The 20,660-nt window shown below is 40.1% G+C and carries 16 protein-coding genes; 13 read left to right on the top strand and 3 right to left on the bottom strand.

The window, feature by feature from the left end:
* Positions 1–6: 6 nt before the first annotated feature.
* The 4 genes from H5203_RS00795 to H5203_RS00780 are packed head-to-tail and all read left to right on the top strand — an operon-like array spanning position 7 to position 3,692.
* Positions 7–1,224: a lipoprotein-releasing ABC transporter permease subunit gene (locus H5203_RS00795; protein WP_145233153.1), complete on the top strand. Its 1,218-nt coding sequence runs from the start codon at positions 7–9 to the stop codon at positions 1,222–1,224.
* Entirely contained in the window at positions 1,217–1,915 is a 699-nt protein-coding gene (lolD, locus tag H5203_RS00790) for a lipoprotein-releasing ABC transporter ATP-binding protein LolD (RefSeq protein WP_145233154.1), read from the top strand. Before H5203_RS00795 ends, lolD begins: the two co-directional genes overlap by 8 nt.
* Complete coding sequence (locus tag H5203_RS00785; RefSeq protein ID WP_182819197.1) at positions 1,905–3,149, top strand: lipoprotein-releasing ABC transporter permease subunit; 1,245 nt, start codon at positions 1,905–1,907, stop codon at positions 3,147–3,149. The genes lolD and H5203_RS00785 overlap by 11 nt, the downstream gene beginning before the upstream one ends.
* 9 nt (positions 3,150–3,158) lie before the next feature.
* Positions 3,159–3,692, top strand: coding sequence for a DUF924 family protein (locus tag H5203_RS00780; RefSeq protein WP_182819196.1), 534 nt, complete (start codon positions 3,159–3,161; stop codon positions 3,690–3,692).
* On the opposite strand, the gene H5203_RS00775 is transcribed toward H5203_RS00780, so the two are convergent.
* Entirely contained in the window at positions 3,689–4,453 is a 765-nt protein-coding gene (locus tag H5203_RS00775) for a spermidine synthase (protein ID WP_182819195.1), read from the bottom strand. The two genes, H5203_RS00780 and H5203_RS00775, sit on opposite strands and share 4 nt — an antisense overlap.
* 135 nt (positions 4,454–4,588) lie before the next feature.
* On the opposite strand from H5203_RS00775, the gene H5203_RS00770 reads away from it, so the two are divergent.
* The 5 genes from H5203_RS00770 (at position 4,589) to H5203_RS00750 (ending at position 9,483) form a co-directional block, all read left to right on the top strand.
* A complete protein-coding gene (locus H5203_RS00770) occupies positions 4,589–5,062 on the top strand; it encodes a DUF1456 family protein (RefSeq protein WP_145233406.1) in 474 nt (157 codons plus the stop codon).
* 334 nt (positions 5,063–5,396) lie between these two features.
* A complete protein-coding gene (gene gdhA, locus H5203_RS00765) occupies positions 5,397–6,749 on the top strand; it encodes an NADP-specific glutamate dehydrogenase (RefSeq protein ID WP_145233158.1) in 1,353 nt (450 codons plus the stop codon).
* Between the two features lie 203 nt (positions 6,750–6,952).
* Positions 6,953–8,350: a M28 family peptidase gene (locus tag H5203_RS00760; RefSeq protein WP_182819194.1), complete on the top strand. Its 1,398-nt coding sequence runs from the start codon at positions 6,953–6,955 to the stop codon at positions 8,348–8,350.
* A 216-nt stretch (positions 8,351–8,566) separates the two neighbouring features.
* Positions 8,567–8,998: a hypothetical protein gene (locus H5203_RS00755; protein WP_182717430.1), complete on the top strand. Its 432-nt coding sequence runs from the start codon at positions 8,567–8,569 to the stop codon at positions 8,996–8,998.
* A gap of 14 nt (positions 8,999–9,012) precedes the next feature.
* Entirely contained in the window at positions 9,013–9,483 is a 471-nt protein-coding gene (locus H5203_RS00750; protein WP_182819193.1) for a hypothetical protein, read from the top strand.
* A gap of 145 nt (positions 9,484–9,628) precedes the next feature.
* Here H5203_RS00750 and H5203_RS00745 read toward each other — a convergent pair whose 3' ends face one another.
* Positions 9,629–10,804 (bottom strand): putative zinc-binding metallopeptidase, encoded by a 1,176-nt coding sequence (locus tag H5203_RS00745; protein ID WP_182819192.1) that lies wholly within the window; start codon positions 10,802–10,804, stop codon positions 9,629–9,631.
* A 128-nt stretch (positions 10,805–10,932) separates the two neighbouring features.
* Entirely contained in the window at positions 10,933–11,733 is an 801-nt protein-coding gene (locus H5203_RS00740; protein ID WP_149982508.1) for an SHOCT domain-containing protein, read from the bottom strand.
* Positions 11,734–12,308: 575 nt separating this feature from the next.
* On the opposite strand from H5203_RS00740, the gene H5203_RS00735 reads away from it, so the two are divergent.
* The 4 genes from H5203_RS00735 (at position 12,309) to H5203_RS00720 (ending at position 20,659) form a co-directional block, all read left to right on the top strand.
* Positions 12,309–15,620 (top strand): DUF2126 domain-containing protein, encoded by a 3,312-nt coding sequence (locus H5203_RS00735; protein ID WP_182819191.1) that lies wholly within the window; start codon positions 12,309–12,311, stop codon positions 15,618–15,620.
* 146 nt (positions 15,621–15,766) lie between these two features.
* Entirely contained in the window at positions 15,767–18,286 is a 2,520-nt protein-coding gene (locus H5203_RS00730; RefSeq protein WP_145233165.1) for a circularly permuted type 2 ATP-grasp protein, read from the top strand.
* Positions 18,283–19,161 carry a transglutaminase family protein gene (locus H5203_RS00725; protein WP_145233166.1) on the top strand — a complete coding sequence of 293 codons (879 nt, stop codon included), beginning with the start codon at positions 18,283–18,285 and terminating at the stop codon, positions 19,159–19,161. The genes H5203_RS00730 and H5203_RS00725 overlap by 4 nt, the downstream gene beginning before the upstream one ends.
* A gap of 43 nt (positions 19,162–19,204) precedes the next feature.
* Positions 19,205–20,659 (top strand): circularly permuted type 2 ATP-grasp protein, encoded by a 1,455-nt coding sequence (locus tag H5203_RS00720; RefSeq protein ID WP_145233167.1) that lies wholly within the window; start codon positions 19,205–19,207, stop codon positions 20,657–20,659.
* Position 20,660: the final 1 nt, after the last annotated feature.

Here is a 20,660-nt window from a genome sequence, read left to right as displayed (position 1 = left end):
ATAATTATGTTTCAACCTGTTAGCCTGTTTATCGGGCTGAGATACAGTCGCTCCTCGAAAGGGAACGCATTTATCTCTTTTATTTCGTTTTTCTCCATTGCCGGTATCGCCATTGGTTTAATGGCATTATTTACTGTCAGCTCAGTGATGAATGGTTTTGAAAATAACCTTAAAACCAATATGTTGGGCCTCATTCCTCATGTTGAAATTGCGTCTGATGGACAAACTCAAGCACAAATGATCCAGCTGCAAGATACCATTGTTGCGTCCAAATTTGTGAAAAGAGCGAGTTTGTATCGCCATGGTGAAGCCATTTTACAAACCAATCGCGATTTACATGGCGTGCTATTGCAAGGTTTGTACGACGATAACGCATCGCTTTATAAAATCAGCGATAAAGTTATTCAAGGTAATTGGCAAACAGTCATGACATCGCGCTATCACATTGCGGTTAGTCGTTATTTAACACGTAAACTGGGAATTGGTTTAGGTGATAAAGTGCGCGTGATCATGCCTAATGCGTCAACCTATACACCTTTAGGTCGCGTACCAAGCCAACGTTTGTTCACCGTTGCTGCCATTTATGAAACAGGTTCTGAAATTGATATGGGACTTGCTTTTACTAGCGGCGAATCGCTACAACGGGTATTAAAGTTGCCACAAACTAGTGCTCCTAATTTGAGTATTTCACTGAACGATCCTTTTCAACTAGATGCCTTTAGCGCTTCAGCTAGTGCAATTTTAAGTCAACATACAGTCACCGATTGGCGCCAGTCACAAGGTACTTTGTTTGCAGCAGTCGCAATGGAAAAACGCATTATGTCGATGCTGCTGGCGCTGATTGTATTAGTTGCGGTATTTAATATTGTCTCTGCGTTGACCATGATGGTGAGCGAAAAACAAAGTGAAGTGGCTATTTTACAAACGCTTGGCTTAACGCCGGCTCAAGTGCAGCAAGTATTTATGATCCAAGGTTTGTACAATGGTTTGATTGGCACCAGTATCGGTGCAGCCCTTGGCTTATTACTCAGTGCTTATATCAACGAAGTGCTGGCAGGCATAGGTTTAAACTTGTTAACAGGGATTGCCTTACCAGTAAAATTTGACGTAATGAGCTTATCGCTGATTGCCGTAGGCAGTATTACCATGAGCTTTTTAGCCACTTTATATCCGGCGCGTAAAGCTGCCAATGTTAGCCCAGCAGAGGTATTGCGCTATGAATGATTTAGTTATCCAATGTGAACAGTTAAGTAAAGTGTATCAAGATGGTGAAAATCACGTTGAGGTTTTAAAAGGGGTTGATTTAACCTTACAACAAGGTGAGATGCTGGCTATCGTTGGCAGCTCTGGTTCTGGTAAAAGTACTTTACTGCACATTTTGGGGACTTTGGATTCACAAAGTGCCGGTGTGGCAAAAATTAAAGGTCAACAAGTTGCTAAGCTATCACGTGCTGAGCAAGCAAAATTTCGTAATGAGCATTTAGGGTTTATTTATCAGTTCCATCATTTATTAATGGAGTTTAACGCGTTAGAAAATGTTGCGATGCCGCTGTTGATCAAAGGTCTCAGCGCTAAAAAAGCCAATGCTAAAGCCCTCGTAATGCTCGATAAAGTAGGGCTATCGCACCGTAGTAGCCATAAACCATCAATGCTCTCTGGTGGAGAGCGTCAACGTGTGGCAATTGCGCGGGCATTGGTGAGCGAACCTGATTTAGTATTGGCCGATGAGCCAACAGGTAACTTAGACAAACAAAATGCGATTAAAATTTACGATTTGATCAAAGAGCTTAATAGCAGTTTGAATACCAGTTTTGTGGTGGTGACGCACGACCTAGAATTAGCCGATAAGCTGGGTAAAATTGCTTACCTTGATGATGGGAAATTGGCAATTAAAGAGGCCAGCCATGTTGCTTAGTGCCTATTTAAGTAAACGTTTTAGAGCAAGCTCCGGCAGCAGCGATGAAAAAAATGGCTTTGTTAGTTTTATTGCCAAAGCGTCAACCATTGGTATTTTACTCGGCGTTGCAGTGTTAATTGTTGCTTTGTCGGTGATCAATGGCTTTGAACAACAACTAGTACATCGCTTATTAAGCGTTGTGCCACAAGTTGAATATGTTGCGCCTAATCGTCCAATTGATAACTGGCCGGATAAAGTTCAAAAGCTCTCAGAGCAACGTGGCGTAACCGGTGCAGCACCTTTTATTAGTGTCAATGGCATGGCGCAATACAAAAGTGAACTAAAAGCGGTTGAAGTGCGAGGGGTTGATCCTGCTCTAGAAAGTGACGTATCGGCGGTTAATCAGTTTACCCATGGCAAGTTGGTCAGCCAAATAAGCGAAGACGAAATTATTTTAGGCCAACAAATTGTTAAACAGTTAGGTGTTAAGCAAGGAGAGTTAATTACCTTATTGATCCCGCAAGTTAACGAGGTAAGTACTGAGATTTTAGCACCCAAAAGGGTCACTTTAACCCTTGCGGGTATTATTGAAATGGGTGGCCCTATTGATAGTTCTGCTGCCTTCATCCATCTCAGTAAGGCGCAATCAGTACTTGGTTATGAACCACTGCAAGTAACAGGGCTTCGCTTAGCAGTAACCGATGTTTTTCAAGCGCACCAAATTGCGCTACGGGTTGGCCAAACAATTGATGATTATGTTTATATCTCTAGCTGGTTTAGAACTCAAGGTAGCTTATACCAAGATATACAAATGGTCAGAACCATTGTTTATATTGTGGTGTTTTTAATCATTGCGGTGGCAAGTTTTAATATTGTTTCGTCATTAGTGATGGAAGTACGTGAAAAACAGGCCAACATAGCGATATTAAAAACCATGGGCGCTAAAGACAGTACGATATTAGCGACCTTTATTTTACAAGGACTTAGCCAAGCATTTATTGGCGTGGTACTGGGCTCATTTATAGGTGTGATACTGGCGCTGAACATCAGTGAGCTTTTTACCCTACTGAGTCAGTTGTTAGGCTCAAACCCGCTGGAAGGGGTGTATTTTATTGAGTTTTTACCCAGTAAGCTGGTATGGCAAGATATTGTGATCACTGTTATTGTAACTTTTGTGTTGGCAGTATTAGCCACTATTTACCCTGCATGGCAGGCAACAACAGTGGATCCAGCCAAGGTATTAGGCAACTAAGGGAAATTTATGTTTAGTTATCAAGTAGTAATTGATTATTGGTTTGATGAACTTGGTCCATCTGGTTGGTATAAAAAATCTGATGCTACAGATATTAAGATACGAGATACATTTAGTGATCTGTTGATAGCTATTAAAAAAGGCGAGTATGCGTCTTGGCGAGTGACTGCCTTAGGTGCATTAGCTGAAGTGATTGTGCTTGATCAGTTTTCTCGTAATATTTACCGGGATACCCCTCACGCGTTTAGTCAAGATCCGCAAGCGTTAACATTGGCACAGTTGGCAATCGAAAAAGGCTTTGATCAATTATTACCTGTTGAGCAGCGGGTGTTTTTTTATATGCCGTTTATGCACAGCGAATCGAGCTTTATACACCAACAGGCGATGGTATTATTTAAAGGTTTGAGTAATGAAGATTATGAACTTGCCCATAAAAATATTATCGATCAGTTTGGTCGCTACCCACACCGAAATGCTATTTTAGGGCGTCAGTCCAGCGCCGAGGAAGTTGCGTTTTTAGCTCAACCAGGCTCGCATTTTTAATCAAGCTTAGGTATATGAAATAATTGTTTAATTTCAGCAGCTAAATCAGGCGAGCTAAAATTGTTGTGCTGTTTTATCTGTTCAATATTAATAGCATCAAGGCGTTGCTCACTGGCGATCAGCACAATATTTTTATATTGGTTAAATTCAATCACCACAATATGACTGAATAGACTTCGAAGTGTCGTTAGTAGAGCGATTAATTGTTGTTTATTTTCTGCAGTAAAGTTGATGCAGATCTTACCGTATGTGCTAAGTCGAGCATGACAGTCGCACAAAAATGCCTGTTTTTGTAAAAATGCTGGCTGCGATTTACCACTAAAAACATCAATTATAATCACATCAAATTTGCGGCTACTTTGAGCAACAAATTGTTCAGCGCATTGCGCTACAATATGATTGTTGTCATTGAGGAAAAAATACTGCTTAGCTGCTTTAATTACATTCGGATTAATTTCGACAGTCGTTAATTCAAATCCGGCTTTATTAGTCACTGCTCGTTCAAAACAACCGCTGCCTAAACCTAAATTTAATATCTGTGAGTAGGGCTCGCTACAAAGCAAAAATAGCAGCATAGCTTGATTTACCGGATTACATACTTGCTGCGGTTGTGACTTTTCCATTACACCTTGTAAAGTTAGCTTATCCCCGAGTGTAAGCCAACGATAATCAGCATTTTCAAAAACCTTTAGCGTGTCTTGCTTACTTTGGATCGTTGCTACTAGGTATGCATCGGTAGTAAATGGCGTTAAATCAATCATGCCGTTCCTTCATAATGGGGATGTTGAGCAAAACAAAAAATCAATAGGGTGACCTTGTTAACTCTGCTAAACTGTATGGCTACTCATAAGCCAGCAATACCTGCTTGGTTGTCTTATCTTACTCTGGAATTTACTTTGACTAATAATGATATTTTACGCCGCCTTCGCTATACCTTTAATTTAGCTGATACTACCATGATTGAAATTTTTGCTGCAGCAGATCATGACGTGACTCAACAACAAGTGATTGGTTGGCTAACCAGAGAAGGGGAAGAGGGTTACGTAGATCCAAGTGATACTGAGTTTGCCATTTTTCTAAATGGTTTTATTAATACAAAGCGCGGTAAGCGCGACGGTGAGCAACCAGCGCCAGAAAGTAAATTAAATAATAATATTATTTTAATGAAATTACGTATCGCATTAAATATGAAAACGGAAGACGTGATCGATGTCCTTGCCTTAACTGATTTTAGTTTGAGTAAGCATGAGTTAAGTGCATTTTCTCGCAAAGCCGATAACAAGCATTATCGTGTATGTAATGACCAAATATTACGTAACTTTTTAACTGGTTTACAGCTACAACTTCGTCCAGAGGCAAGCGGCGAATAATTTACGTGTTCATATCCGTATTTATATCGTACGGATATGATTTTTAACCCCACTTTAAGTATCGGTGTTTTAAGCTGCTCTCTGCGTTAGTATTTAAATCTTTATTTATTCACATTTCATAAATTTATATTCTTTTTTAATGAGCGTTAATTGTTGCTCTTGCGTATGAACTCAAAAATAATTCACGTTATTGAACGTTAAATATATAGGTTTATCATGTTACAGTGTTAAAAATATTACAATTTTTAAGGCTCTTAACTAGATGACCCATAAACTTGATCACGTCTATTTTAACATCTGAGACAAGCATAACTTTTAACACGGAAGAATAATTATGAATTATATCCATGATACCATTGCACATTTAAAACAAACTAGCCCAGCACAATGCGAATTTTATCAAGCCGTTGAAGAAGTGCTTGAATCACTTGAACCTATTCTTGAAAACTCAGCCGACTATCAAAAAAATGCGATTATTCAACGTCTAGTTGAACCTGAACGTCAAATTATGTTTAGAGTCCCTTGGGTTGATGATGACGGTAATATTCATGTCAATAAAGGCTATCGAATTGAATTTAACTCAAGCTTAGGTCCATACAAAGGTGGTTTACGTTTCCATCCAAGTGTAAATGCCAGCATCATAAAATTTTTAGGGTTTGAGCAAATTTTTAAAAATGCGTTAACTGGCTTACCGATTGGTGGTGGTAAAGGCGGCGCAAACTTTGATCCTAAGGGCCGCTCTGACAGCGAAATAATGCGTTTTTGCCAATCATTTATCAACGAGCTGTATCGTCATATCGGCCCAACCACCGATGTGCCTGCGGGTGATATTGGCGTTGGGGCACGCGAAATAGGCTATATGTTTGGTCAATATAAACGGTTGACCGGACGTTACGACGGTGCTTTTACCGGCAAAAGTTTATTGTGGGGTGGATCATTGGCTCGAAAAGAAGCGACAGGATATGGCGCTGTTTATTTTGCCAATTACATGTTGCAAGACAATGATGACTCACTTAAAGGTAAGCGCTGTTTAGTTTCTGGTGCCGGGAACGTGGCAATTTACGCGATGGAAAAACTTTATCAATTAGAGGCAACACCTATCACTTGCAGTGATTCAAGCGGTACGCTGTATCATGAATCAGGTATTGATGTTGCACTTGTTAAAAAGCTTAAAGAAGGTGCGCGTGAAAGTTTAGCTGTCTATTTAGAAACCCACAGCGATGCGAAGTATATTGCTTGTGCAGATTACCCAAGTGATGGACATGCGGTATGGCGTTTTGTTGCTGATGCTGCTTTTCCCTGTGCGACGCAAAATGAGTTAACTGAAGCTGATGCGCGAACGTTAATAAGCAATGGCTGTATATTAGTTTGTGAAGGCGCAAATATGCCAAGTACTAAAGAAGCGGTCGATGTGTTGCTTGCTGCTAAAATAGCCTATGGCCCTGGCAAAGCAGCTAATGCGGGTGGTGTTGCGACGAGCCAATTAGAAATGGCGCAAAATGCCAGTATGCAAATGTGGACGTTCGAAGAGGTCGATACTAAGCTGCAACAAATAATGAAAAATATCTTTGATACTGCAAGTAATACAGCCGCTGAATTTGATCAACCTGGTAATTTAGTGTTAGGTGCTAATATTGCTGCTTTTCGTCGTGTAGCAGATGCTATGATTGAGCAAGGTGTTGTTTAACATACGATAGTTTTACTATGCATAAGCCCACTATATTGGTGGGTTTTTTATTGACGTATATTTGTTCATACCGCGATTATTATCCCGTTTATCTAACCAATCAGTGATTGAACGAGTTAAACAGGTGTTGGTCTCAAAATTATTTGCAGCAGGTAACTGCTCACGTATTGTATATTTATCAAATAATAAAGAGCATCAACACTATGTCTGATCATAAAACCTATCAGCTATCGACCCTCAAGCCCGCTATTTTAATAACTACATTGTTTATTTCAACAAGCACCTTGGCCGCTGAGCTAAATTATCAAGATCAAACCAAGCTTCATGATATTGCCGCTGATGTTTCAGCAACACGTATTGGCAGTGATATTCAAACACTTGTTGATTTTGGCACTCGTCATACGTTATCAGAAACGAAATCAAACACCCGAGGAATTGGTGCAGCTCGGCGTTGGATCAAGGCTGAGTTTGAGAAAATTTCTCAGCAATGCGGTGGCTGTTTAGAAGTAATAGAAGTTAAAGATACCATTTCTGGCGAAAAGCGTATTCCAAATCCTGTTGAAGTGGTGAATATTATTGCTATTCAACGCGGTACTGATCAGCCAAACCGGATGGTGATGATGTCGGGCGATATTGATTCACGGGTCAGCGATGTAATGGATTTTACCAGCGACGCACCAGGGGCGAATGATAATGCATCGGGTGTTGCTGGGGTGATTGAATCAGCTCGCGTGTTATCTAAATATAAATTTAATGGCTCAATTGTTTATGCCGCGCTTTCAGGCGAAGAGCAAGGACTGTTTGGTGGTAAAATTTTAGCCGACTATGCACAAAAGCAAGGCTGGCAAGTACACGGTGTACTCAATAATGACATGATTGGTAATATTACTGGTATTAATGGCGTTACTGATAACACGACTGCACGTATTTTCTCTGAAGGTACGCGGGTTATCGAAACCAAAGAGCAAGCGCATAAACGCCGTTTTACCGGTGGCGAGGTCGATTCAGCTAGTCGTAATTTAGCCCGTTATATCGATACCATTGCCGATCGCTATATTCCCAATCTTGACACATTGCTAGTTTATCGACTCGATCGCTTTGGTCGAGGAGGGCATCATCGCCCGTTTAACGACATGGGTTATGCTGCTGTAAGAGTAATGGAAACGAACGAAAATTATAACCATCAACATCAAGACTTACGCACTGAGGATGGTATTGTTTATGGTGATACCATTGATGGCGTTGATTTTGATTATACCGCAAAATTAACAGCGCTTAATGCGGTAAGTTTAGCGTCAATGGCATGGGCACCGGCACCACCTAATAACGTTGAAATATCAGGTGCTGTGCAACCTAGTACGACCTTAAAATGGCAAAAAAATAATGATAAAACGACCACGGGGTACAGACTCTATTGGCGTTATACCAGTGAACCACAATGGCAGTTTAGCCGCTATGTGGGTGATTTAAGTGAAGCGACTCTTAAAAATGTAGTCATTGATAATTATTATTTTGGGGTTGCTGCGGTTAATAAAGACGGTATTGAATCACCGGTGGTTTTCCCTGGCGATGTAGGTGCGTTTGAGCAAACACTAAAGTAATGTGTAGCGTCTGATATTCAAGCGTAATTACAGTTGCGCTTGAATATCAGGCAAGACAATTTAGTAGCGGACTTCGCAATTGAACAGCAATAGTTGTATTTTATGTTGACCTTAGTTTATGAATGTACGCTTTTCATACAATAATTTCAGTGAATACTTGAAGTTAATAGCTTTTTCGTATTATGGTGGAGTTAAATGTGAATTAGTTGACAGTGTATGAATCTATTTTTGCTGATTGCAGGCAGCTTAAGTGCTTTAGCCGCACTCGCTCACCTTGGTTGTATTGTTTTTGGTGCGCCGTGGTATCGCTTTTTCGGTGCTGGTGAGCACATGGCAATGCTCGCAGAGCAGGGTAAGTTGACGCCTTCGCTGATCACTTTCTTCATCGCTTTTGTATTAAGCGTTTGGTCGTTATATGCTTTTTCAGCCGCGGGTTTGTTCAAACAGCTACCTTTCATACGCTTTGTGTTAGTTGTGGTAACTGCGATTTATTTATTTCGCGGTATTGCAGGATTATATTTAATGACTAATCCGCTAGGACGCAGTGAGATGTTTTGGCTTTGGAGCTCGATCATTTGTTTACTGATTGGCGGCTTTCATTTTATAGGATTAAAACAACAATGGCTGGTTTTATCAGTTAAATATTAGCAAGGAAGGAAGCAATGTCTTTATTTGTATCGACGGATTTTAACCCCCCAGAAGCGCTGCAAACAACTGCGTTTTATTTTACTCCATTAAATGAGCAGGTAGTCGAGCTTGATTTTACTGCTGTAATGTCAAGTGTGCCGCAGCTAAAAGGTATATTCGCCACCAAGCCTGATTGGCCAAAAGCCGATATGACCCTTGAAGAGAATCGTCAAAGCTTAGCTCAACATGCCGCAGAGTTTAACGAAAAAAAAGCATTTGCTTATGCGATATTAAACCCGAAAAAAACACGCTGCCTAGGCTCAGTGTATATCGATCCTGGGGTAAACAATGAATTCGATAGTGAGATTACTTTTTGGCTACGTAATGATAGTCAGGAATTAAATAATACCTTACGGTTACGTATCTTACATTGGCTCGCTGAGCATTGGCCATTTGATCGAGTACGATTAATTTCAACTAAGTATCAGGCAAGCTTTAGTTTGTAATACCAAAAGTTTATAACGCAATACAGGTCATACTCATTAGCGGATGTGTTGTGTTAGCTGGCTGATAACTTACTGCGGTTTGTTATCTGTGTCAGTGCTGTTAATCCGGGTAGCGCATTTGGAAATTACATTATCAAGGCTGTTGTTATGTGTCCTCAGCTGTTGTATTTAAATCAGGCATAAGATTAAGTCTGTTATGGATCGCGTGATGAACGAACGAAAGCTTAGTGCGTACCGCCTGCGTTAAAACAAATGGATAAGCATCAGCTAAGCCCATGCTGCGATTTAACGAATTTAAAATAATCGAAAATTCCATCCAGCTATCCAACATTACTGAGATTGATGTTTGGCTATTAAAGTAATACGAGTTTTGCGGTAGCCTTAACTCATCAGTGTCCTCAACTTCAAATTCATTACCGAGTGTAGAACCGGTAATAGAGAAATTTTTTGCTGTCTCTAAAGTATCAATAATATGCATGTAGTGCGCCCAAGTTTCTGCCCAGTCTTCAAAAGGGTGCATGGTGGCGTATTCACTAATATAGTTTTCATGCCAATTAGCAGGAGCGCCATTTTTATAATGGGCATCAATCGCTTGTTGGTAATCTAAAGAATCATCGCCAAAATATTGTTTACATAAAGCATGTTTTTGCGGTGAATTTGCAATTAACTGGTCAAAATAATAATGCCCTAACTCATGACGAAAATGACCAAGCAAAGTGCGATAGCGCTCACCCATAGCATGCTTTGTTTGTGATCGAGCGACATCATCAGCTTCAGCCAAATTAATTGTAATATGGCCGCAGTTATGGCCAGTAAAAACATTTTCTTGACCTGCTAATTTAGTCACGAAATGGTCATTAACACTGCGGTCGGTTATAAAATCAAAACTAAGGCCACCTTCGGCATCTTGGCTGAGGTTATTTAATGGTAAAGAAAGCGCTTTAAGCGTATACAATGCCCGGCGTTTTGCTGTTTCCATTTTGGTCCAAAGTGGAATGTGTTGATTAATACTTAGATCTGGGATTGTTTCATTAAACCGACATGCGAAACACAGCACTTCTTCTGTGTCTGGCGCTGGTACAAAACTGTCGATATCAACCATGCCATTGCATGCCTTATAGTGTGCATTGTTATCACATTTTTGATAGGGCACATCAGGGGCTGACGCTTTGTAATATAAGCCCGTTGTGTCATTAAATTCGTAGGGTTCTACAAGGTTAAAATTGTCATCAATACCAACAGTTTTGCCACAGGCAAGGCAGTGACTACTTTCAAAAAACAATATTTGATTATCTTTGCAGTTACATTTAAACGTTTTCATATTTTTTACCGTATCCGTTGATAAATACAATGACAAATTATTCAGTGAACAGACTTACATTAGCTATATTGCTAACAAATTATAAAGTTAGCAAATTATAAAATTAATAAGCCTGAGATTACTTGCCGTTAAATTCGTTGCAATAAATCTGATTTTTTCTCATTAAACTCAGCATCAGTGAGTGCGCCTAAATCACGTAATTGTGCTAATTTTTCAATAATGTCGAGGGTTTCATTCACTGAGTATTGCGAAGCATTAATAGCTGTCGACTCGCTACTCATCATTTTATCATTTGAGCCTGTCTCAGGGGGGGATTGCTGTTGTTTTGCAAAGTCTGTTGATTGGGCAAAGTTGGTATTGTGACTTGAATGTGTCTGAGTGAAGCTATCATCAGCAATCACTGGCAAACTATTTACGCTAATGTTTCCCCACTGGCTACTAAAGGTAAGCGATATATCGTTGCCTTGTTGCTGGCTTACTCCCCCGATCTGGTGATCGAGCGTATCATAGAGTGTGACCTGACCATTTTTTTCAATGGCTAAGCGATTAGGAAAAACAGCATAACGGGTGTTGTTTTGTGAACCGGTACTCGATGGATTACCTAAATTAACTGGCCACCACTGGTTGCTACCTAAAGTACCGGCAGGAATGACGGGGAAAACTTGGTTGTTTGCTAAAATAGTGGCAAGTTCGTTACATAAGTTATCAACGGTGTTTTTCAAGCCATTATTGAACATGTCTCCTACCATTGTCATTCCACCGCGCATCCATTGACCTGAGCCGCCAAGCTCTGGGCAATTAAACTGCGCCATTGAACCGCCGCCATTATTTACTGCAACTAACATATGTACTACTGCCTCATAACTTAAACCATAGCGGGCAGATATTCCTTTAACCAAGTTGTCACCAATGTTTGTTAATGTTTGCATAAATAGAGTCCTTAATATGAAGATAGGCGGGATGTGTATTACGTCATGATCTAACTGTGAACAATCTACCTTAAGCATTGATGCTAATAATAAATTAGCAAAATAAAATGCCAACATTGCTTGTTTAAAGACACTAAGCTTGCTAGTTTGGCTTTCAGGGCGATTAAAAATCAAACTACTATAACACTGTTAAGAAGCTTAATCGTGGTTTTATTGTGAACTATTTTTTAAGTTCGTTTTAGCGAAGCATTTAACTGGTGTTGTGATTAATTGGGACTTTTTTCTATTTAATCGCTAGAAAAAACAGGCATGCTTTATTGGTGAATTACATAAAATAATAAGCGCTGTGTGATTTTTAATACTTAGCTTTGTGCTAATTTGGTGCGAATGTCGCACCAAATAATTCTTCACAGCGCTCGCTCTTTGATTCTAAACAGTCAATAGTGACCAATATATAGGCTAACAGCCTAATTTTATTATGTAATCTATATGGAATGTATATTGCTTAAATAGCAGGCAGGTAGTAGTAAGTTATACTTAAATGGCTATACAAAAAATTAAAGAGGGATTAATCGATGACAATTACTGTTGGTATAGCGCACCATACTCAATACAAGTACGACCGCCCAGTAAATATGGGGCCGCATATTTTCCGCTTACGTCCAGCACCGCATAGCCGAACTAAAATTAAAAGCTATTCATTAAAAATAGTGCCGGAAGATCATTACATCAATTGGCAGCAAGACCCTTTTGGTAATTATCAGGCAAGAGTGGTATTTAATAGCCCCACAACTGAGTTTAGTTTTACTGTTGATTTAGTGGCTGAAATGACGGTAATTAATCCGTTTGATTTCTTTTTAGAAGAATATGCTGAAGAGTTTCCATTTGAATACGATAAAGTCGCAAAGGCTGAGCTTAATCCCTATTTAAAAAAACGTAAGGCGAGTCCTAAGTTTTTAGAATTGATTGATTCGTTACGTCCGGAAAAACCAATCAGAAGTGTTGATTTTTTAGTTGCGGTCAATCAGTCAATTTATAATCTTGTTGGCTACGGCATTCGTTTAGAGCCTGGAGTTCAAACGGCGAACGAAACCATCACAAAAAAAACCGGTTCATGTCGAGATTCTGCGTGGTTGTTAGTACAACTGTTTCGTCATTTAGGTTTGGCTGCTCGTTTTGTATCTGGTTATTTAATCCAACTTACATCAGATCAAAAATCACTTGATGGCCCAAGTGGTCCTGATGAAGATTTTACTGATTTACACGCATGGACTGAAGTATATATTCCAGGCGCAGGTTGGATCGGGCTTGATCCTACCTCCGGCTTATTTGCTGGCGAAGGCCATATTCCGCTTGCGTGCACACCTGAACCTAGCTCAGCAGCACCTGTCTCTGGTGGCATAGATAAGTGCGAATCAGAATTTAGTTTTTATAACAAAGTAACGCGCGTACATGAAGACCCTCGCGTTACAAAGCCATATTCAGAAACACAATGGGCTGCAATAAACCGCTTGGGTCAGCAAGTTGATGATGTATATGTTAAGGAAGGTGTTCATTTAACAATGGGCGGTGAGCCGACGTTTATTTCTATTGATGATATGGAACATCCCCAATGGAACACAGAAGCCGACGGTAAAGAAAAACGAGTGTTAGCACAAAGCTTATTTATTGCGATGAACAAAGCATATACCAAAGGTGGCTTTACACATTATGGGCAAGGTAAATGGTATCCGGGAGAGTCACTGCCTCGCTGGCAATATGCATGTTATTGGCGAAAAGACGGTGAAGCTTTGTGGCAAGATGCCAGTTTATTAGCTGATCCGAATAAAGATTATAAATTAGACCACACAGATACCAAGCGTTTTACAGAACAGCTATGTGCAGAAATAGGCCTTGAAACCAAGGCTATCACTACAGCCTATGAAGATATTTTATATCATTTATGGCAAGAGGCATCGTTACCCAAAGAGGTGGGGCCTAAACAGCCTGAACTTCTTAGTGCAATGAGCCGTAAAGGCTTTTTAGCTAAAATGGAACAAGGTATTGAAAAGCCTGTTGGTTATGCATTGCCGCTGCAGTTTAATCAAGCGAAACATTGCTGGCAGTCATGCAAATGGGAATTTAAACGCGAATACTGTTTTTTATTACCAGGTGAATCACCCCTAGGTTATAGATTACCGCTTGATAGCCTTGAGTGGACAAGCAACATTATTGAGCGAGATCCGTTTGATATTCCAGATAACTTTACAAAAGCTAAAAAACTGCAAAAAGGCTTTATTGGTCAACAGATGATCAAAACCGCAATGGCATTGGAAGTAAGAGAAGGGCGGTTGTACATCTTTATGCCGCCAACGAGCCATTTTGAACATTATATGTCGCTATTAAATGCGATTGAAAGCACCGCAAAAGCCCTGCAAATCCCGGTTGTTATTGAAGGCTATAGCCCGCCTAAAGATAGTCGTGTAGAAAAATACGCCGTGACACCTGATCCAGGTGTCATTGAAGTGAACATCCACCCATCTTCGTCATGGCAGCAATTAGTTGATAGAACAACGACACTTTACGATCTAGCCAAACAAGCACGCTTAGGAACAGATAAGTTTATGGCGGACGGTCGTCATACCGGCACCGGGGGTGGTAATCATGTCACTTTAGGTGGTGAAACACCGCAGCAAAGCCCGTTCTTACGACGCCCAGATATTTTAAGAAGTTTTATTACTTATTGGCAGCACCATCCTGGATTATCTTATTTATTTTCAGGTTTATTTATTGGCCCTACAAGCCAAGCACCTCGTGTGGATGAGGCACGTGATGAGTTGCTCTATGAGCTTGAAATCGCATTTTCACATATGCCTGAAGGGGAAGTGCCTGAGCCATGGCTCGTTGATCGTTTGTTACGCAACTTACTTGTTGATTTAACAGGTAATACACACAGGGCGGAGTTTTGTATTGATAAGCTATATTCACCCGATTCAGCAACAGGACGACTAGGTATTGTCGAGTTTAGGGGATTTGAAATGCCACCTCACTCACAAATGAGCTTAGTGCAAATGTTGTTATTACGGACTTTATTAGCTTGGTTTTGGAAAAAGCCTTATCACAAACCGTTGATCCGTTGGGGCACCGAATTACATGATAAATTTTTATTACCTCAGTATGTTGAAAATGATTTAGCTGAGGTTGTTAGAGATCTGCAGCAAGCTGGTTTTGCATTCCAAGTAAGTTGGCTAAACCCATTTTTTGAGTTTAGGTTCCCTGTTTGCGGAACCCGAGAACTCGATGATGTGACGTTAGAGCTTAGAACCGCGATTGAACCTTGGCATGTACTGGGTGAAGAAGCCAGTGCATCTGGTACTGCTCGGTATGTCGATTCGTCATTAGAGCGCGTGCAAATCAAAGTAATTGGCACAATGAGTGACCGCTATATCGTTACGTGTAATGGCCGACGCGTGCCGCTTAAAATTGTTAAAGGCAAAGCGAAAGATGAAATGGTTGCCGGGATCCGTTACCGTGCATGGCAGCCACCAACAGCGCTGCATCCTACAATTGGTGTACATGCACCGTTAGTATTTGATCTGATCGATACCTGGGAAGGCCGCTCAAAGGGTGGTTTTGTCTACCATGTTAGTCATGCTGGTGGGCGAAATCCAGAAACATTACCCGTTAATGCATTTGAAGCTGAAGGGCGAAGGGTTGCACGATTTTGGGAGCATGGTCACACACCATCATTATTAGCATCTGATCAGCCTAGTTGGAGCCCATCGGCTGCGACACGAAGCTTTGAATCAGCACAATCGGTGAGTGAATTTGTTGTTCCCGATGAAGAAAATACTAATTCAGATTACCCTAATACGCTCGATTTAAGGAGACAACCTAAGTTCAAATAAATCATCTTTTTGGGTTGTTCATTGTATGACTCCACTTTGACATTACGCAAAGTAGAGTCATTATTTAACAGACGCTTTTGTTAATACAATTACCAACAAATTGAACTAGAATGATAGTTTACTTTCTATAGCGGAGCGCTTTTAGCTTGTACATTAATAATAATACGATGCCAGAGCTTCCTAATTGGTTGTCTTTATACCTTGATAAACGCCACGGTCATGATGAATTGGCGGATCACAGTGGCTTAAACCCTGAGCATTGGGATACTTTATTTAATCGTTTAGCAAGTTTAACCGCTGAAGATGTAAGTAGTCGTGCCATTGAAATTACGCAACTTTTGCAAAATGGCAATATTAAAAGTGAGAGTAATCAACAGTGGCACTTCGATCCACTGCCTTTTATGTTTTCTCGAGCAGATTGGAATACGTTAGAGCAAGGCATAAAACAGCGAACTTTATTACTTAATAAGATCCAACAAGATGTTTATTCTGAGCAAAAGCTACTTTTGAGTGGGCAAATATCACCGCAGCAGCTGTACCAAGATAGTCATTACTTACGTGAAGGATTTAGCTTACCAAGTGATGAGCTAAAACTGTTTTTTACAGCGGTTGATGTGTATCGCGCACCATCGGGTGAATTTAAAGTCTTAGCTGATCATTGCCAATGTCCGTTAGGTCTAGGGCTATTGCTTAAAAACCGCATTATAGCTAGGCGCGTTATGGCTGAAGAGTTTGCTGAATGCAACGTGCAACAAATTAAAGAGTTTTTAAATTTGTTTCAAGAAGGCATTAACGAGTTTATTCATTATATGGATGATCCTCGTATTGTTATTTTAACTCAAGGGATCGATGATCCAAATTATAACGAGCATGCGTTTCTATCTACTTACTTTGGCTATACTTTAGTGCAAAGCGCTGATTTAACAGTGCGTAATGGCGAAGTGTGTTTAAAGTCATTACAAGGGTTGGGGAAAATCAATGTGATTTTACGTTGGATCCCAGATCAAAGTATCGATTCACTTGAACAAACACAATACTCGTTACATGGTATTCCAGGCTTATTACAAGCTGTACGTGAGGGCTCAGTAAAAGTATTAAATCCTTTTGGTAGCGGGGTACTCTCATCACCAGCAATACAATGTAATTTAGCCCAGCTATCAGAGCAACTTTTACAACAACCATTATTACTAGATTGCCCTAAGTACCACAGCATTGAAGATGTTAAATCATCGGATTGGTCACAGTTAGTGTTTGGTAGTTATAAAGATCCTAAACTAACACTTGATGGCCATTTAGACGCGGATAAAATTAAACAACTTATAACTAAGCAACCTAGCGATTATTATTTTCAAGATAAACCCGCATTTAGTAGCGCACCATTTTGGGATGACGGTAAGTTAATTGCAAAACCTGTGGTATTTAGGTGTTATGTATTAACCACAGAAAATGGCATCGAAGTGCTGCCATCGGCACTGTGTTTCTCTTATCAAAATAGTGCTAACGCTAAGGGCGCTGGTTGGCTCAAAGATACTTGGATAAATACCAGTAAAGATATTGATTTAACTGAGCAAAGTGTACCAACACCAATTAAAAAAAGAATGGATGTAAGCTTACTTGAAGGGGTTATATCAAGTCGTACTGCAGAACATTTATTTTGGCTCGGTCGTTATTTAGAGCGCTGTGAAAATACCATAAGAATATTACGTATCTTTATTGATCGTTACACTGAGTTGGCTATTTATCCAGATTTAATACGCCGCAGTACTGTTGCTCGTTTGTTGGCTGCTATCAGCGCTCAGCATATTGTTTACCCTTATGTAGAGCAAGCAATCAAGCTTGAAGAATTTGATAGCGCAGTGTCTAAGCAAACAGCGTTTGCTTTACTCGCTGATGAGCTACGCGCGGGTAGTATAATAAATACGTTAAATTATTTAGCGAATGCATCAGTACAGGTCCAAGAATTATTGTCCCATGATAGTCGTCGTATTATTGATGAAATCAATGAACAAGTTAAAGTGCTAAAGCATATCAATATCAATATTTCATCACGTGCGATGCAAAGTATTTTAGATAAAGTGATTGGTTTGATCATGGCCTTTAATGGCTCGTTAGTGGATTGTATGCCAAACAGCAATGGCTGGTTTTTACTTGAGATGGGTCGCAGGATTGAGCGCAGCTTACAAATCACCTCATTAACAGGGGCTTTATTAACGCAAGAACTCGAGCAAGCTGAAGAGCTTGGTTTACTCGAAGCGGTTTTGAGTAGTCAAGTTAGCTTAGTGACCCATAAACGTCGCTATAGAATGTATCAAAGTATAGGTACTGGGCTTGAGCTGTTATTACTGGATGCAGAATACCCTCGCTCATTACTTTTTCAGTTAGAGCAAATAAACCAGTTATGTAAGCATTTACCGACTAAACGCAGACAGGGAGTGATAGCAGCACATGAAAAAGCAATTTTACTTTCTAAAACGAGTTGCTATGTCACAGAAAAAGACTACCTGCAAAGGACGGACGCTGGAGTTCGTAAACAGTTAATCGAGTTTAACCATAATATTCGCCTGAACTTAAATACCTTTTGTGATGTATTATTATTGCAGTATTTTTCTCATACACAAACGGCGAATAAATTGAATTGGACTAATATTGAGCAAGCTCAATCGTGAAATATAAAATAAAGCATTCCACAACTTACAGTTATGCCGATTTTGTTAGCTTGTGTCAAAACCAAGCACGGTTAACACCAAAAACAAATCGTGCTCAGATATGCCACAGTAGTCGCATAGATATTGAGCCGCCGGCAAATTATCTACAAGAATTTACGGATTATTTTGATAATAAAGTGACCGCGTTTGAAATAGCCACTCAGCATAAAAAATTGAAAGTGACTATGACCAGTGAAGTGGAACTTTTATTAAGTGCAAATATTAACCTCGTCGACACTGATATGCCTTGGCAAGAGGCTCGCGATATCGTCGCAAAGCCAAATACATATCAGCTGTTAAAAACATCGGAGTTTATTTTGCCATCTCAATATACTCCTTTTGTACAGGGTATAAAGGAATACGCTTTAACGTCGTTTTTAGCTGATATTAGCTTGATTTGCGGCTGTAAAGATCTCATGGCACGGATTTTTCATGAGTTTCAGTATGATCCCGGTTTTACTACGATTAGTACACCTTTGAGTGTTGTTTTTGCACAAAAAAGGGGCGTTTGCCAAGATTTTGCACATTTTGCGATAGCGTGCTTACGCAGTATTGGTTTAGCAGCACGTTATGTTAGCGGGTATATAGAAACAATGCCTCCCGAGGGGGAAGAAAAGTTAGCAGGTGCAGATGCGACCCATGCATGGTTTTCTGTGTTTGTGCCAAGGTTTGGTTGGGTAGACTTTGATCCAACAAACAATGTTATGCCTAATGAGCAGCATATAACACTTGCTGTTGGCCGTGATTTTTCTGATGTCACTCCTTTGAAAGGCGTGGTTTTTGGTGGCGGTACACAATTGCTTGATGTAGCGGTTGATATGATTCGATTGGAGTGATTAAAACAACTCAATATTAATAATGGATAAGGCGGAAGGATGTATGAAAATTGACTGGAAAGCATATCAAACAAATGGCTTTTTTGATGAATTAATAGACGCACAAGGAAATATTCGAACGCACGGTAAACAGTTAGCACAGTTTTTTTCTAGCTTATCAAAAGAAGAATTAGTTAAAGCCAGAGCTGTTGCAGATCTTGCCATAAAAGAAATGGGCATTACTTTTACAGTTTATAATGAAGGCAATATGATCGATAGAGCGTGGCCGTTTGACATTATTCCGCGCACTATTGGTAAAAAAGAATGGCAAACTATTGAGGTAGGTTTAAAACAGCGTGTTGAAGCGTTGAATCTGTTTATAAATGATTTATACCATGATCAAAAAATAATAAAAGACGGTATTTTTCCAAAAGGCTTACTCGAAAAATCAGTTAACTTTCGCTCTCAATGTGTTGGAATTACTCCACCAAATAATATATGGGCGCATATCTGCGGCTCCGATTTAGTGCGCGATGGAAATGGCACTATGTTTGTACTCGAAGATAACTTACGGGTGCCGTCTGGGGTGTCTTATATGCTTGAGAACCGCTCAGTGATGAAACGTGTTTTCCCTGAGTTATTCGAACAAGTGTCGATTTTACCAGTTGATGATTATCCTTCACAACTGTTTGATATGTTGGCAGCAATGTCACCTCGTCCAGACGATAAGCCTGAAGTAGTGGTATTAACACCCGGTGTATTTAACTCCGCCTATTTTGAACATTGTTACCTTGCTCAAGAGATGGGCTGTGAATTAGTAGAGGGGCGTGATTTAGTAGTCGAAAAAGACGACTGTGTCTATATGCGCACAATTACAGGCTTGCAACGCGTTGATGTAATTTATCGACGCATCGACGATTTATTCTTAGATCCCGAAGCTTTTTTACCTGAATCACAATTAGGTGTACCCGGTTTAATGCGAGCATGGTCGAAAGGTAATGTGGCGTTAGTCAATGCACCCGGTGCAGGGGTTGCGGATGATAAGGTGGTTTATGCCTATGTACCTGACATCATAAAATATTACTTGGACGAAGAACCCAAGATAGAAAATGTGCCAACCTATAAGTGTTTAGATCCTAAAGAATGTGATTATGTTATTAAAAATATTGATAAACTAGTTGTCAAACCTGCAAACGAGTCGGGTGGCTATGGTTTATTGATTGGTCCTAAATCGACTAAAAAAGAGCAACAAGCAACCATTGCACAAATAAAAGCCGATCCACGGAATTGGGTAGCGCAACCAACTCTTGATTTGTCTACGGTTCCCACCCTTGACGGGACAGAGCCTGATGGACGTCACGTTGACTTGAGACCGTTTATATTATCGTCAGGTAAAGACACACAGATCACTACTGGTGGCCTTACTCGTGTTGCGATGGTGAAAGGTTCATTAGTGGTAAATTCATCTCAAGGCGGTGGTAGTAAAGATACCTGGATTGTTGACGAAGAGGCTAAATAAT

The organism is Pseudoalteromonas sp. SG41-1, assembly GCF_014164575.1.
Classification (GTDB): Bacteria; Pseudomonadota; Gammaproteobacteria; order Enterobacterales; family Alteromonadaceae; genus Pseudoalteromonas; species Pseudoalteromonas rhizosphaerae.
This window is presented reverse-complemented; position numbering and strand designations above follow the sequence as displayed.

What these genes read in the sequence shown, in the direction of transcription:
- H5203_RS00720 (WP_145233167.1), top strand. Translation starts at nt 19,205, where the DNA reads ATGAAAATTGACTGGAAAGCATATCAAACAAATGGCTTTTTTGATGAA.
- H5203_RS00755 (WP_182717430.1), top strand. Translation starts at nt 8,567, where the DNA reads ATGAATCTATTTTTGCTGATTGCAGGCAGCTTAAGTGCTTTAGCCGCA.
- H5203_RS00750 (WP_182819193.1), top strand. Translation starts at nt 9,013, where the DNA reads ATGTCTTTATTTGTATCGACGGATTTTAACCCCCCAGAAGCGCTGCAA.
- H5203_RS00785 (WP_182819197.1), top strand. Translation starts at nt 1,905, where the DNA reads ATGTTGCTTAGTGCCTATTTAAGTAAACGTTTTAGAGCAAGCTCCGGC.
- H5203_RS00735 (WP_182819191.1), top strand. Translation starts at nt 12,309, where the DNA reads ATGACAATTACTGTTGGTATAGCGCACCATACTCAATACAAGTACGAC.
- H5203_RS00760 (WP_182819194.1), top strand. Translation starts at nt 6,953, where the DNA reads ATGTCTGATCATAAAACCTATCAGCTATCGACCCTCAAGCCCGCTATT.
- gdhA (WP_145233158.1), top strand. Translation starts at nt 5,397, where the DNA reads ATGAATTATATCCATGATACCATTGCACATTTAAAACAAACTAGCCCA.
- H5203_RS00775 (WP_182819195.1), bottom strand. Translation starts at nt 4,453, where the DNA reads ATGATTGATTTAACGCCATTTACTACCGATGCATACCTAGTAGCAACG.
- H5203_RS00780 (WP_182819196.1), top strand. Translation starts at nt 3,159, where the DNA reads ATGTTTAGTTATCAAGTAGTAATTGATTATTGGTTTGATGAACTTGGT.
- H5203_RS00795 (WP_145233153.1), top strand. Translation starts at nt 7, where the DNA reads ATGTTTCAACCTGTTAGCCTGTTTATCGGGCTGAGATACAGTCGCTCC.
- H5203_RS00740 (WP_149982508.1), bottom strand. Translation starts at nt 11,733, where the DNA reads ATGCAAACATTAACAAACATTGGTGACAACTTGGTTAAAGGAATATCT.
- H5203_RS00745 (WP_182819192.1), bottom strand. Translation starts at nt 10,804, where the DNA reads ATGAAAACGTTTAAATGTAACTGCAAAGATAATCAAATATTGTTTTTT.
- lolD (WP_145233154.1), top strand. Translation starts at nt 1,217, where the DNA reads ATGAATGATTTAGTTATCCAATGTGAACAGTTAAGTAAAGTGTATCAA.